The 13,229-nt window shown below is 51.0% G+C and carries 13 protein-coding genes and 1 riboswitch; of the genes, 12 read left to right on the plus strand and 1 reads right to left on the minus strand.

Annotated elements, in window-relative coordinates:
- Positions 1–91 precede the first annotated feature (91 nt).
- The 12 genes from typA (at position 92) to G614_RS0124205 (ending at position 12,890) form a co-directional block, all read left to right on the plus strand.
- Complete coding sequence (typA, locus tag G614_RS0124150) at positions 92–1,924, plus strand: translational GTPase TypA (protein ID WP_027643907.1); 1,833 nt, start codon at positions 92–94, stop codon at positions 1,922–1,924.
- 196 nt (positions 1,925–2,120) lie between these two features.
- A complete protein-coding gene (locus tag G614_RS0124155) occupies positions 2,121–2,750 on the plus strand; it encodes a single-stranded DNA-binding protein (RefSeq protein WP_027643908.1) in 630 nt (209 codons plus the stop codon).
- Positions 2,751–2,900: 150 nt separating this feature from the next.
- Positions 2,901–3,398 carry a cob(I)yrinic acid a,c-diamide adenosyltransferase gene (locus G614_RS0124160; RefSeq protein WP_027643909.1) on the plus strand — a complete coding sequence of 166 codons (498 nt, stop codon included), beginning with the start codon at positions 2,901–2,903 and terminating at the stop codon, positions 3,396–3,398.
- 47 nt (positions 3,399–3,445) lie between these two features.
- Positions 3,446–3,623: riboswitch (Lysine riboswitch) on the plus strand.
- 149 nt (positions 3,624–3,772) lie between these two features.
- Entirely contained in the window at positions 3,773–4,657 is an 885-nt protein-coding gene (gene dapA / locus G614_RS0124165) for a 4-hydroxy-tetrahydrodipicolinate synthase (RefSeq protein ID WP_027643910.1), read from the plus strand.
- Positions 4,658–4,686: 29 nt separating this feature from the next.
- Positions 4,687–5,445, plus strand: a complete 759-nt coding sequence (gene dapB / locus G614_RS0124170) for a 4-hydroxy-tetrahydrodipicolinate reductase (RefSeq protein ID WP_027643911.1) — start codon at positions 4,687–4,689, stop codon at positions 5,443–5,445.
- Positions 5,446–5,535: 90 nt separating this feature from the next.
- Positions 5,536–5,868, plus strand: a complete 333-nt coding sequence (locus G614_RS0124175; protein ID WP_027643912.1) for a hypothetical protein — start codon at positions 5,536–5,538, stop codon at positions 5,866–5,868.
- Positions 5,869–6,012: 144 nt separating this feature from the next.
- The gene (locus G614_RS0124180) at positions 6,013–6,432 is read left to right on the plus strand and encodes a hypothetical protein (RefSeq protein ID WP_027643913.1); all 420 of its coding nucleotides are present in this window, start codon (positions 6,013–6,015) and stop codon (positions 6,430–6,432) included.
- A gap of 160 nt (positions 6,433–6,592) precedes the next feature.
- The gene (purC, locus tag G614_RS0124185) at positions 6,593–7,300 is read left to right on the plus strand and encodes a phosphoribosylaminoimidazolesuccinocarboxamide synthase (RefSeq protein ID WP_027643914.1); all 708 of its coding nucleotides are present in this window, start codon (positions 6,593–6,595) and stop codon (positions 7,298–7,300) included.
- Positions 7,301–7,413: 113 nt separating this feature from the next.
- Positions 7,414–8,862, plus strand: a complete 1,449-nt coding sequence (gene purF / locus G614_RS0124190; protein WP_027643915.1) for an amidophosphoribosyltransferase — start codon at positions 7,414–7,416, stop codon at positions 8,860–8,862.
- A gap of 75 nt (positions 8,863–8,937) precedes the next feature.
- Positions 8,938–10,374 (plus strand): adenylosuccinate lyase, encoded by a 1,437-nt coding sequence (gene purB / locus G614_RS0124195; protein ID WP_027643916.1) that lies wholly within the window; start codon positions 8,938–8,940, stop codon positions 10,372–10,374.
- Between the two features lie 156 nt (positions 10,375–10,530).
- A complete protein-coding gene (locus G614_RS0124200; RefSeq protein WP_027643917.1) occupies positions 10,531–11,436 on the plus strand; it encodes a LysR family transcriptional regulator in 906 nt (301 codons plus the stop codon).
- 176 nt (positions 11,437–11,612) lie between these two features.
- Complete coding sequence (locus tag G614_RS0124205) at positions 11,613–12,890, plus strand: adenylosuccinate synthase (RefSeq protein WP_027643918.1); 1,278 nt, start codon at positions 11,613–11,615, stop codon at positions 12,888–12,890.
- 25 nt (positions 12,891–12,915) lie between these two features.
- On the opposite strand, the gene G614_RS28995 is transcribed toward G614_RS0124205, so the two are convergent.
- The gene (locus tag G614_RS28995; RefSeq protein ID WP_044918897.1) at positions 12,916–13,218 is read right to left on the minus strand and encodes a hypothetical protein; all 303 of its coding nucleotides are present in this window, start codon (positions 13,216–13,218) and stop codon (positions 12,916–12,918) included.
- Positions 13,219–13,229 lie beyond the last annotated feature (11 nt).

Genomic DNA, 13,229 nt, shown 5'->3' on the forward strand with positions numbered 1-13,229 from the left:
AATGGTGCAAAATCCCTTGCAATATCAACACACCAATGCTATACTATAAAACCGTGGCTGTAGACGTATATAATAAGGAAGAGTAATCACTATGAAGATGAAAAGAGAAGATGTAAGAAATATCGCTATCATTGCCCATGTAGACCATGGTAAGACCACATTAGTAGACCAGCTGCTGAGGCAGAGCGGCGTGTTCCGCGTGAATCAGGAGGTACAGGAGCGTGTTATGGACTCCAATGACCTGGAGCGTGAGAGAGGAATCACCATTCTGTCCAAGAACACGGCTGTATTTTATAAAGACACAAAAATCAACATCATCGATACACCAGGACACGCTGATTTCGGCGGCGAGGTGGAGCGTGTGCTCAAGATGGTGGACGGCGTTGTGCTGGTAGTGGATGCCTATGAGGGACCCATGCCCCAGACAAAGTTCGTGCTTCAGAAGGCGCTGGATCTGAACCTGTCCGTCATCGTATGTATCAACAAGATTGACAGGCCTGAGGCCAGACCTGCGGATGTCATTGACGAGACGCTGGAGCTGATGATGGACCTGGATGCAACGGACGAGCAGCTGGACTGCCCCTTTGTCTATGCATCTGCCAGGGCCGGATTTGCAAAATACAAGATTGAGGACCCGGAAGTGGACATGAGTCCTCTGTTTGAGACCATCATAAACCATATCCCGGCTCCGGAGGGAGACCCGGATGCGGAGACACAGGTACTCATAAGCACTATTGACTACAACGAGTTCGTAGGCCGAATCGGCATCGGACGGGTGGACAACGGGGGACTCAAGGTGAACCAGGAGTGTGTTCTGGTAAACCATCACGATCCGGATAAGTTTAAGAAAATTAAGATAGGAAAGCTCTATGAGTTTGACGGGCTTAAGAGGGTGGAGGTGCAGGAGGCCGGTATTGGTTCCATCGTTGCCATCTCCGGTATCGCCGACATCCATATCGGCGACACCATCTGTTCCCCTGAGAACCCGGAGTCCATTCCATTCCAGAAGATATCTGAACCAACCATTGCCATGTATTTCATGGTCAATGACAGCCCGCTGGCAGGCCAGGAGGGTAAATATATCACCTCCCGCCATCTGCGTGACCGTCTGTTCAGGGAGCTTAACACGGACGTGAGCCTGCGGGTGGAGGAGACTGATTCCGCAGACTGCTTCAAGGTGTCTGGCCGCGGTGAGCTTCACCTGTCCGTTCTGATTGAAAACATGCGCCGCGAGGGCTTTGAGTTTGCTGTCAGCAAGGCAGAGGTACTCTATAAGTACGATGAGAGAAACCGCAAGCTGGAGCCCATGGAGCTGGCTTATGTGGATGTGCCTGAGGAATACACAGGCGTAGTCATCCAGAAGCTGACCAGCCGCAAGGGCGCCCTTCAGGGCATGAGCCAGGCAGCAGGCGGCTATTCCAGGCTGGAATTCTCCATTCCATCCAGAGGACTCATCGGCTACCGCGGCGACTTCCTGACAGATACAAAGGGAAATGGTATCCTGAATACCATTTTTGACGGATACGCAGAGTACAAGGGCGATTTATTCTACCGTCAGACCGGCTCCCTTATTGCCTTTGAGGCAGGCGAGGCCATTACCTACGGTCTTTTCAATGCCCAGGAAAGAGGCACCCTGTTCATCGGACCGGGCGTCAAGGTGTATTCCGGCATGGTAGTGGGTCAGAGCCCTAAGGCAGAGGACATTGAAATCAATGTCTGCAAGACAAAGAAGCTGACCAACACCCGTTCCTCCAGCGCTGACGAGGCACTTAAGCTGACACCGCCTAAAATCATGAGCCTGGAGCAGGCCCTGGACTTCATTGATACGGATGAGCTTCTGGAGGTGACTCCGGAGAGCCTGCGCATCCGCAAGAAGATTCTGGACTCAACCCTGAGAAAAAGGGCTTCATTTAAGAACAAATAGATAAAAATCGACATTTTGTAAGCGAAATGGCGAATCCTGTCGAACGATTCTGGCGGGATTTGCCTTATTTTTTGTTCTATTATGGCATTTCCCCTCATAAACTATCAATGTGCCGTACAAAAGCAAGAGAATAAAAGGATGAAACAAGTAAAACGGCAGAATGAGAAATATTTTAGAAGCGAAGAGGAGATGTACTATGTCAGAAAAAATGATTGAAAACAACAGGGTAAGCGTCATCGGAGAAATCGTATCGGGATTTACCTTCAGCCATGAAGTCTTCGGAGAAGGGTTTTATATGGTGGATGTGGCTGTCAACAGACTCAGCGAGCAGGCGGACATCATTCCCCTGATGATATCCGAGCGCCTTATAGACGTACATAAAGACTATTCAGGCTGCACCGTGGAATCCATAGGCCAGTTCCGTTCCTACAACCGGCATGAGGGAATCAAGAACCGGCTGATGCTGTCCATCTTTGTGAGGGAAATCCATTTCATTGAGGAATTCACGGATTATACCAAGACCAATCAGATATTCCTGGACGGCTATATCTGCAAGCCGCCCATATACAGAAAAACTCCTCTTGGACGGGAAATCGCAGATATCCTTCTGGCTGTGAACCGTCCCTACGGCAAATCAGATTACATACCCTGCATCAGCTGGGGACGCAACGCACGTTTTGCTTCCAGCTTCGAGGTGGGCACCAGGGTAAGGGTGTGGGGCCGTGTGCAGAGCCGCGAGTACACCAAGAAGCTCAGTGAGACAGAGTGCGAGAAGCGCATTGCATATGAGGTCTCCATCAGCAAGCTGGAATGTGACGAGGCTTGAACAGAAGATGCTTCAGACGCTGTCATCTAAAGATTCCTTTTGAATATCTTTCGAAAAATGTAAGAAATGTTTGCAATATTGGCTAAACTATGCTATTATGAGCAAGTCCAATTGTTCTTAGGAAAAAGCAAGTAAAGCATGAGGTGCAAGATGATGAAAGAGAGCATGATACAGGTTATCTGTGGACCGGGACGCGGTAAGACCACCAGTGCCATCGGAAGGGGAATAACCGCGCTGACCAGGGGAAAGCGTGTCTATATGGTACAGTTCCTTAAGGGCGCCCTGGATGCGGATAACATGGAAATCATACAGCGTCTGGAACCGGAATTTAAAATTTTCAGATTTGAGAAGACACCTGTTTTCTTTGACCGGCTGACGGAAGAGGAGAAGGCAGAGGCAAGAATCTGTATCCTGAACGGCCTGAATTTTGCCAGGAAGGTTCTGGTGACAGGGGAGTGTGATGTGCTTATCCTGGATGAGATTCTGGGAATCCTGGACGAGGGAGTGATATCGGGAGAGGAGATGTGTGCCATCATAGCCCAGGCCAGGAATGCGCAGATACAGCTGATCCTCACAGGGACCATATATCCGGAGTGCCTGGATGGTCATGTGGATGAGGTCACAAGGATTCAGACAAGATATGAGTGATTTCCTGTTGACAGACTGTTGGCAGGGTGATAATATAATACCAACAATCATAGAGTAGAGGTTGCGTTAATCATGAGTAGATAAGCCGGATGTGGCAGGCACAGGCGATGGCTTAGGGAAAGGGAGAAACGCCGAAGAGGAAGCGTTCCTTGTTCACGCCCCCTCTGGGCATATGGTTAAGAGCCGTATGACTGTCATCCGGGTGGATGGAGAGCTACCAAAGAACGTGGATTAGACACTGGAATCATACGTATATGGAAGGGCTGACATTTACCTCAGCCCTTTTTTGTTTCCAAGGAAAGTACGTCCGGGTTTTATTTTCTATGGGGAAAAGCACACTGTGATTGAATCAAGAAAAAAGGAGAGAACATAGTATGGCACTTTTTGAAGGAGCAGGTGTAGCACTGGTGACCCCGTTTAAGGAAAACGGTGAAGTAAATTACGAAAAACTGGAGGAGATCGTAGAAGAGCAGATTGCAGGCGGCACAGACGCCATCATTGCCTGCGGTACCACAGGCGAAGCCTCCACCATGACCCACGAGGAGCATCTGGATGTGATTGAGTACATCTGCAGGGTGACAAAGAAACGGATTCCTGTGGTTGCAGGGACCGGCTCAAACTGTACGGAGACAGCCGTTTATCTCTCCGCGGAGGCAGAGAAGAGGGGAGCGGACGGACTTCTTCTGGTGTCCCCATACTATAACAAGGCTACCCAGAAGGGACTTATGGCCCATTTCACGGCTGTTGCGGACGCGGTGAGGATTCCCATTATCCTCTACAACATCCCGGGCAGGACAGGCGTCACCATTAAGCCTGAGACCATTGCGGCCCTGTGTAAGGACGTGGATAATATTGTGGGGGTTAAGGAGGCCGGCGGCAGCTTCTCAGCCATTGCCACTCTTATGAGCCTGTCAGACGGCAAGGTGGATTTGTACTCAGGCAACGATGACCAGATTGTGCCCCTTCTCTCCCTGGGAGGCAAGGGCGTTATCTCCGTGCTGTCCAATGTGGCTCCGCGCCAGACCCACGACATCTGCGCTTCCTACTTCGCGGGGGATGTAAAAACCAGCGCCAGCCTTCAGTTAAAGGCCATACCGTTGATTACAGAGCTCTTTAGCGAGGTAAACCCCATTCCTGTAAAGGCTGCCATGAACATGATGGGCAAGGGCGTGGGACCGTTACGCATGCCTTTGACTGAGATGGAGCCCCAGAATCAGGAGAAGCTTAAGAAGGCCATGACAGCTTACGGCATCCTGTAGGGAAGATTCCGGGAAAGGACGGTATACTAATGGTAAAGATGATAATGCACGGCTGCTGCGGGGCCATGGGACATGTAATCACGGGACTGGCGGCAGAAGATGAAGAGATCCGGATTGTGGCAGGCATCGATGTGCGGGAGGGAACGGATTTGGGATATCCCGTGTTCCCTTCCCTGGACCAGTGCAGCGTGGAGGCGGACGTGATTGTGGATTTCGCGTCTCCAAAGGCAGTGGACGGGCTTCTGGCCTACAGCTGCAGAGAGCAGGTTCCCGTGGTCCTCTGTACCACCGGGCTCTCGAAAGAGCAGCTTAGGGCAGTGGAAAAGGCCAGCGAAAAGACGGCCATCCTGCGCTCCGCCAACATGTCACTGGGAGTAAACCTGCTGCTCAAGCTGGTGAGTGATGCTGCCAGAGTACTGGCAGGTTCAGGCTTTGACATGGAAATCGTGGAAAAGCACCACAACCAGAAGGTGGATGCACCCAGCGGCACAGCCCTGGCACTGGCGGATTCCATGAACCAGTCCATGGACGGGCAGTACACCTATACCTGTGACAGGAGTACCAGACGGGAAAAGAGAAATCCGAAGGAAATCGGAATCTCGTCCGTCAGAGGCGGTTCCATAGTTGGCGAACACGACGTGATATTTGCGGGTATGGACGAGGTGGTCACCTTCAGCCACACGGCTTATTCTAAGGCCATTTTCGCCAAAGGCGCCCTGGAGGCAGCCAGATTCCTGGCCGGTAAGGAGCCCGGCATGTACTCCATGACGGATGTGGTAGGATTATGACAGAAATTTCCAGAACAGGCAGGATGTTCCACCATAATCCATTCTCCTAAAGCACATAATATATGTAGAAAACGAAAGGAGAATGTCATTATGAAAAAAATCAGACCTGCAATTTTTGCAATGCTGCTGCTCATCATGGTTATGTCTGTTACAGCCTGTGGAAGCAATAACTCCAATACACAGTCTTCAACAGGTGCCAGCCAGAACTCATCCTCAGCAGCCACTTCCACCAGTACCTCGTCCCAGGAAACCACAGGGATGGAGACCTCTTCCATGGAAACGGAAGGGGACGGCATCATTGACGGACTTATGAATGACGTGGAAAAGGGCGCAAATGACGTTAAGAACGGCGTGAATGATATCACAGGCGAATCAAACACAGTCAATGAGAGCGGCACCAACAATACAACAGAGGCCAGATAGTAAATTGCTGTCAGGGCCTATGGACCCTTTCTATGCCGGGGACGGCTGGAGAGGGTCTATCTGCGTAAAAACATAGATGCCTCTTGAAGAGCTTCCTGTTAAGGATTATAATCAATATCATGGACAGACGGGAAAGGGGATTGATTGGGTTACATAATCAGACGTTTCAGACAGGTGCAAATAGGGAAGATAAGTCTGAGGGAGATGTGTTTTAGGAAGATGGGGCTGAGAAGGATGCGCCGGAGGGCGGTAAAATCCTGGAAGGAGCGCTGTCCGTCCGTCAGGCGCAGGATGCGCCGTATCAGAGGCGCCCTGTTCCTTCTGGCTGCAGGTACCATGGCCTGGGCAGGAACAGGCCGGGGCATTATCCGCTGGGTCCGGGAGCAGATACCGCACATGGAACGGATTGAGGAGAGCAGTCCGGCCAGGGCGGCAGACGGGGATGGGATGATATCGTTGAAGCGGGGCTTTACCATTCGTCTGGATGAAAAGAAAATCCACATATTCCAGGTTGAGGAAGGGTATAAGGACCGTGAGAAGGCCGGCGGTTCAGGGAGTGATTAGCGGGGCAGAGGACATTCATTAGGAATTTTAATGATTGCCACGCTTGTATTCAAAGACATTGTGTATTATAATTTCTTCTGAAATGGTATTCTTTTATAGCGTCAGCTTATAAATCCATATCGCAACCATACGAATATAAGAAAAGGACAGGTGGATACCCATGGAAAAGAAAGAGATGCTCTACGAAGGAAAGGCTAAGAAGGTTTACACAACGGAGGACCCGGACGTGTTAATCGTGTCCTACAAGGATGATGCAACCGCATTCAACGGTCTGAAAAAGGGAACCATTGTTGGAAAGGGCGCCATCAACAACCGTATGACCAACTTCATTTTCAAGAAACTGGAGGAGAAGGGGGTACCTACCCACCTGGTAGAAGAATTAAATGACAGGGAAACCGCTGTGAAGAAAGTGGAGATTGTACCCCTGGAGGTAATCATCCGCAATTACTCCGCAGGCAGCTTTGCCAAGAAGATGGGAATGGAGGAAGGCATCAAGTTCAAATGCCCGACTCTGGAATTCAGCTATAAGAACGACGACCTGGGCGACCCATTTATCAACAGCTATTACGCACTGGCACTGGGACTTGCTACCCAGGAGGAGATTGACGATATCACTGAGTATGCGTTTAAGGTAAACGAAGTGCTGCAGGAATATTTTGACGGACTGAACATTGACCTGATTGATTTTAAGATTGAGTTCGGCCGTTATCACGGCAAGGTTATCCTGGCTGACGAGATTTCTCCTGATACATGCCGTCTCTGGGATAAGGATACCCACGAGAAGCTGGATAAGGACAGATTCAGAAGAGACCTGGGCAATGTAGAGGACGCATACGAAGAAGTATTCCGCAGACTGGGTATCCAGTAAGCGACCGGAAGGTTTGACGCGGACAAATTAAGATACAACGCCTGGGCATGATTACCCAGGCGTTCCCTTCTTTGAGAAGAGAATAGCCTGACACACAGAAAGGACATGACTTCATGAATCATAACCTGATGGATTTTGATATTGGGGCAGATAAACTGCGTGAGGAGTGCGGGGTTTTCGGGATGTATGATTTTGATGGGAACGACGTGGCCCGGGCCATATACTACGGGCTTTTTGCCCTGCAGCACCGGGGACAGGAAAGCTGCGGTATAGCGGTGAGCGACACAGAAGGACCCAAGGGGAAGGTGGCGGCCCATAAGGGGATGGGCCTTTGCAACGAGGTATTTACGCCGGAGGTGCTGGAAGGTTTGAAGGGCAATATCGGCGTGGGCCATGTGCGGTATTCCACGGCCGGCAGCAGCACGCGGGAAAATGCACAGCCTTTGGTGCTCAATTATGTAAAAGGAACCCTGGGTCTGGCCCACAACGGCAACCTGGTCAATGCGCCTGAGCTGCGCCATGAGCTGGAGTACACAGGGGCTATTTTCCAGACTACCATTGACTCGGAGGTCATTGCCTACCACATAGCCAGGGCCAGGATTCATACCCCCAATGTGGAGAGCGCAGTAGCCACAGCCATGAAGAAGCTGAAGGGAGCCTACTCCCTGGTAATCATGAGTCCCCGCAAGCTGATTGGAGCGAGAGACCCAATGGGGTTCAAGCCTCTGTGTATCGGGAAACGGGATAATGCCTACATCCTGGCATCAGAGACATGTGCCCTGGAGACTATAGGGGCTGAGTTTGTCCGGGATGTGGAGCCGGGGGAAATCGTGACCATCACGGCGGACGGCATATCCTCTGATAAGGAGATGTGCCTGCCTGACCCTTCCGGAGAAGCCAGATGTATCTTTGAGTATATTTATTTTGCCAGACCGGACAGTGTTTTTGACGGAGTGAGCGTATACAAGGCCAGGATTCATGCCGGCCGGTTCCTGGCCCTGGATTCACCGGCGGAGGCAGACCTGGTGGTGGGCGTGCCTGAATCCGGCAACGCGGCGGCCCTGGGCTATGCCATGGAATCCGGGATTCCATACGGAAATGCTTTTGTGAAGAATTCCTACGTGGGAAGGACCTTCATCAAGCCAAAGCAGAGCAGCAGGGAGTCTGCCGTGCGCATCAAACTCAATGTGCTAAAGGAGGCTGTGGCCGGAAAAAGGGTCATCATGATTGACGACTCCATTGTCCGGGGGACCACCAGCGCGCTGATTGTGAAGATGCTGCGGGACGCGGGTGCCAGAGAGGTCCATGTGAGAATCAGCGCGCCTCCATTTTTACACCCCTGCTATTTTGGCACGGATATTCCATCGGAGGACCAGCTCATTGCCCATGGAAGGACCGTGGATGAAGTGAGGCAAATCATCGGGGCAGACACCCTTTCCTTCTTAAGGCAGGAGAGGCTGTCCCAGATGGCATCTGAAAGGCCTATCTGCACCGCGTGCTTTACAGGGGATTACCCTATGGCCCCGCCTTCCCAGGACATCCGGGGAAGCTATGAGAAATAGGGCGCAGGCATTTATATAAGTAATTGTATATGGTATGATAGAAAACATCAAATCAATGAATACGGAGGATATGACATGATTGACCACGACAGATATGTAAGCCCTCTTTCTGAGCGCTATGCCAGCAGGGAGATGCAGTACATCTTTTCACCTGACATGAAGTTTTGTACCTGGAGAAAGCTCTGGATTGCGCTGGCTGAGACAGAGAAGGAGCTGGGGCTTTCCATCACGGACGAGCAGATTGAGGAACTGAAGGCCCATTCAGAGGAAATCAATTATGATGTGGCTAAGGCCAGGGAGAAGGAAGTCCGCCACGATGTCATGAGCCATGTCTATGCTTACGGCGTACAGTGCCCCAAGGCAAAGGGAATCATCCATCTGGGGGCTACCTCCTGTTACGTGGGAGATAATACGGACATCATCATCATGACCGAGGCCCTGAAGCTGGTGAGGAAGAAACTGCTCAACGTACTGGCGGAGCTGTCCGGGTTCGCTGAAAAATACAAGGACCTTCCCACTCTTGCTTTCACCCACTTCCAGCCGGCCCAGCCAACCACGGTTGGAAAGCGCGCCACCCTGTGGATGATGGAGCTTAAGCTGGACCTGGATGACCTGGACTACCTAATCGGTTCCATGCGCCTTCTGGGTTCCAAGGGAACCACGGGCACCCAGGCCAGCTTCCTGGAGCTTTTTGACGGGGACCATGAGAAATGCCGCCGCCTGGATGCAAGGATTGCAGAGAAGATGGGATTTGAGGGCTGCTATCCGGTATCCGGTCAGACCTATTCACGGAAGGTGGACAGCCGTGTCATAAGCGTTCTGGCAGGCATTGCCCAGAGCGCCCACAAGTTCTCCAATGACATCCGTCTTCTCCAGCACCTGAAGGAGGTGGAGGAGCCCTTTGAGAAGAAGCAAATCGGTTCATCCGCCATGGCCTACAAGAGGAACCCCATGCGCAGCGAGCGTATTGCCTCCCTGGCCAACTATGTGATGAGCGATATGATGAATCCCATGCTGGTGGCGTCCACCCAGTGGTTTGAGAGGACCCTGGACGACTCCGCCAACAAGAGACTGTCCGTGCCGGAAGGTTTCCTGGCAGTGGACGGAATCTTAGACCTGTACCTGAACGTGGTGGACGGCCTGGTGGTATATCCCAAGGTCATTGAAAAGCACCTGATGGCTGAGCTTCCCTTCATGGCAACAGAGAATATCATGATGGACGCGGTAAAGGCAGGAGGCGACCGTCAGGAGCTCCATGAGCGGATTCGTGAGCTGTCCATGGAGGCAGGAAAGAACGTGAAGGAAAAGGGCCTGGATAACAACCTCCTGGAGCTGATAGCAGCTGACCCGGCCTTTAATCTTTCCCTGGATGAACTGAAAATGACCATGGATCCGTCCCGTTATGTCGGACGTTCATCAAAGCAGGTGGAGGAATTCCTGGAAGAGGTCATTAAGCCGCTGCTTGAGGAAAATGCGGGAGAACTGGGGTTGACGGCGGAGATTAATGTGTAGTGGGGGGGGGGGCGGATTGAACGCTAAGGACCTGGCAGCACAAAAGGAGGGGCAATGAGCGTCTAATCCTACCTTGCAATCACTCTATTTTATGCTATGATATATCCATAAGAGCTAATTTTGATTATATCATCTTTCAATAAGGAGAACTTATGGATGAATGTGAATTTTGAGTATTATAAGGTGTTTTACCATGTGTGCGCCTATGGCAGCCTGACGGCGGCTGCCCAGGAACTGTGTATTTCACAGCCGGCTGTAAGCCAGGCTGTGCGGCAGTTGGAAAAGGAGGCTGGGACTAAGCTGTTTTTTCGTACTTCTAAAGGGGTGCAGCTTACACGGGAAGGGGAACTTTTATATCACTATGTGAAACCGGGAGTGGAGGAACTCCTGGAAGGCGGGAAGATGCTGGAGCGGATGCTGAATATGGAGGTGGGGGAGGTGCGGATCGGGGCCAGCGATATGACGCTTCAGTTTTACCTTCTTCCTTATCTGGAACAGTTCCACCGGGTATACCCTAAGATTAAAGTGAATGTTACGAATGCGCCTACCCCTGAGACTATCAAAAGCCTGGAAGAGGGCAGAATTGATTTTGGGGTCGTGACCACGCCTTTTACCAGCAGGGGTACTGTCAAACAGTTCCAGGTAAAGACCATACGCAATGTATTTATCGCAGGCAGCAGCTTTAAGGAATTGGAAGGGCGGGAGCTGGAGTACAAGGAGCTGGAGGCTTTTCCGTGCATTGCACTGGAAAAGAATACTAGCACCAGAACATTTATGGACACCTTCCTGGCACAGCAGGGGACTTTGCTTAAACCGGAATTTGAATTGGCTATCAGCGACATGATAGTGCAGTTTGCCAGGCGCAACATGGGAGTCGGCTGTGTCATGGAAGGTTTTGCGGAGGATGCCATAGACAGAGGCGAGGTGTTCCGGCTGAGGTTCAAAAAAGAGATGCCTCCTCGCCAAATGTGTTTGGTTACGGGAGAATCCAGCTTGATTTCCATGCCGGGGCGCAGGCTGCTGGATATGATGACCGGCGGACAGGTGACGGACAGCAGATGAGTGTTCTCTTGTGGTAACATAAGCGCTGCTTATGGAGAATATAATAAAGAACGTCTTTACTTATGGTATGGGTTGTAGTAAATTAGGTAAGGATAAGATACACAGGAATGCGTGTCCATCCTTTTATAAACTGCAAATGAGCATTGAACGGGAGATACCCGAAGGAGGATTTTAGTATGGTTAGAGCAATTGTAGGTGCTAACTGGGGTGACGAGGGAAAGGGTAAGATTACGGATATGCTTGCCAAGGAGTCTGACATTATCATCCGTTTCCAGGGCGGAAGTAATGCGGGCCACACCATTATCAATGATTATGGCAAGTTTGCCCTTCACCTTCTTCCATCCGGCGTGTTTTATCAGCATACAACCAGCATTATTGGCAATGGAGTGGCCCTCAATATTCCTTATCTGATTCAGGAAATTGAGTCACTTATGGAGCGGGGCGTGCCAAAGCCCAGAATCCTGGTTTCTGACAGGGCTCAGATTCTCATGCCGTACCATGTGCTGTTTGACACCTACGAGGAAGCGCGCCTGGCCGGAAAATCCTTTGGTTCAACCAAGTCCGGTATTGCTCCCTTCTATTCGGATAAATATGCCAAGATTGGTTTCCAGGTCAGTGAACTCTTTGATGAGGACCTGCTGAGGGAAAAGGCATACAGGGTGTGCGAGCTGAAAAATGTGCTTCTGGAGCACCTGTACCATAAAACGCTTCTGGATCCTGAGGAAATCATTAAGGAGCTCCTCAGCTACCGGGATATGATTGAGCCGTATGTATGCGATACCTCGGCTTATCTTCATGAGGCCATCAAGGAAGGAAAGAATATCCTTTTAGAGGGACAGCTGGGCTCCCTTAAGGACCCGGACCACGGCATTTATCCCATGGTTACATCTTCTTCCACGCTGGCTGCCTATGGAGCCATCGGCGCAGGCATTCCTCCGTATGAGATTAAGGATATCACGACGGTTGTAAAAGCTTATTCCAGTGCAGTGGGCGCCGGTGCCTTTGTCAGTGAGATATTTGGGGACGAGGCAGATGAACTGAGAAACCGGGGAGGCGACGGCGGAGAATACGGCGCCACCACGGGAAGGCCCAGACGCGTGGGCTGGTTCGATGCGGTGGCTACCAGATACGGCTGCCGGATTCAGGGAACCACGGAAGTGGCATTTACCGTGCTGGATGTGCTGGGCTATCTGGATGAGATACCGGTATGTGTTGGTTATGAGATTGACGGACAGGTCACCAGGGAATTCCCGACTACGTCTAAGCTTGAGAAGGCCAAACCAGTCCTTACCAGACTGCCCGGCTGGAAGTGCGATATCCGCGGCATTAAGAAGTACCAGGATCTTCCGGAGAATTGCCGCAAATACATTGAATTCGTGGAGAAGGAAATTGAAGCTCCTATCTCAATGGTATCCAACGGACCGGGAAGAGACGACATCATCATGCGCAAATAAATATGGAATAATGAAAAACAGGACCTTACGGCAGCAGCCGGCGGGTCCTGTTTTGCGTCATATTATGCTCATCATCTGAATCCGCGTCAGTTTTATCCGAAGGGGGCTGCTTTACGTCCTCATCCATGTCTTCAAAGGGATCGGATGGTTTCACCACTCTGGTCATAAGCCCCATGGCGTACAGTATGATGGGAATGAATACCAGGGAGAAGATGACCGCCATGAGATAATTCTTTGGCGCGCCCATGGCAGCCAAAATTATGGCCAGAATAAAAAGTCCTGCCAGCAGGACGGCTCCTATAAGGGCAAATATGCGTTTCAGTTTCATTGAACAGCTCC

Source organism: [Clostridium] clostridioforme AGR2157 (assembly GCF_000424325.1).
Classification (GTDB): domain Bacteria; phylum Bacillota; class Clostridia; order Lachnospirales; family Lachnospiraceae; genus Enterocloster; species Enterocloster clostridioformis_A.

Excerpts from the sequence above, each read along its gene's own strand:
- typA (WP_027643907.1), top strand. The coding sequence starts at position 92 with ATGAAGATGAAAAGAGAAGATGTAAGAAATATCGCTATCATTGCCCAT.
- G614_RS0124155 (WP_027643908.1), top strand. The coding sequence starts at position 2,121 with ATGTCAGAAAAAATGATTGAAAACAACAGGGTAAGCGTCATCGGAGAA.
- G614_RS0124160 (WP_027643909.1), top strand. The coding sequence starts at position 2,901 with ATGATGAAAGAGAGCATGATACAGGTTATCTGTGGACCGGGACGCGGT.
- dapA (WP_027643910.1), top strand. The coding sequence starts at position 3,773 with ATGGCACTTTTTGAAGGAGCAGGTGTAGCACTGGTGACCCCGTTTAAG.
- dapB (WP_027643911.1), top strand. The coding sequence starts at position 4,687 with ATGGTAAAGATGATAATGCACGGCTGCTGCGGGGCCATGGGACATGTA.
- G614_RS0124175 (WP_027643912.1), top strand. The coding sequence starts at position 5,536 with ATGAAAAAAATCAGACCTGCAATTTTTGCAATGCTGCTGCTCATCATG.
- purC (WP_027643914.1), top strand. The coding sequence starts at position 6,593 with ATGGAAAAGAAAGAGATGCTCTACGAAGGAAAGGCTAAGAAGGTTTAC.
- purF (WP_027643915.1), top strand. The coding sequence starts at position 7,414 with ATGAATCATAACCTGATGGATTTTGATATTGGGGCAGATAAACTGCGT.
- purB (WP_027643916.1), top strand. The coding sequence starts at position 8,938 with ATGATTGACCACGACAGATATGTAAGCCCTCTTTCTGAGCGCTATGCC.
- G614_RS0124200 (WP_027643917.1), top strand. The coding sequence starts at position 10,531 with ATGAATGTGAATTTTGAGTATTATAAGGTGTTTTACCATGTGTGCGCC.
- G614_RS0124205 (WP_027643918.1), top strand. The coding sequence starts at position 11,613 with ATGGTTAGAGCAATTGTAGGTGCTAACTGGGGTGACGAGGGAAAGGGT.
- G614_RS28995 (WP_044918897.1), bottom strand. The coding sequence starts at position 13,218 with ATGAAACTGAAACGCATATTTGCCCTTATAGGAGCCGTCCTGCTGGCA.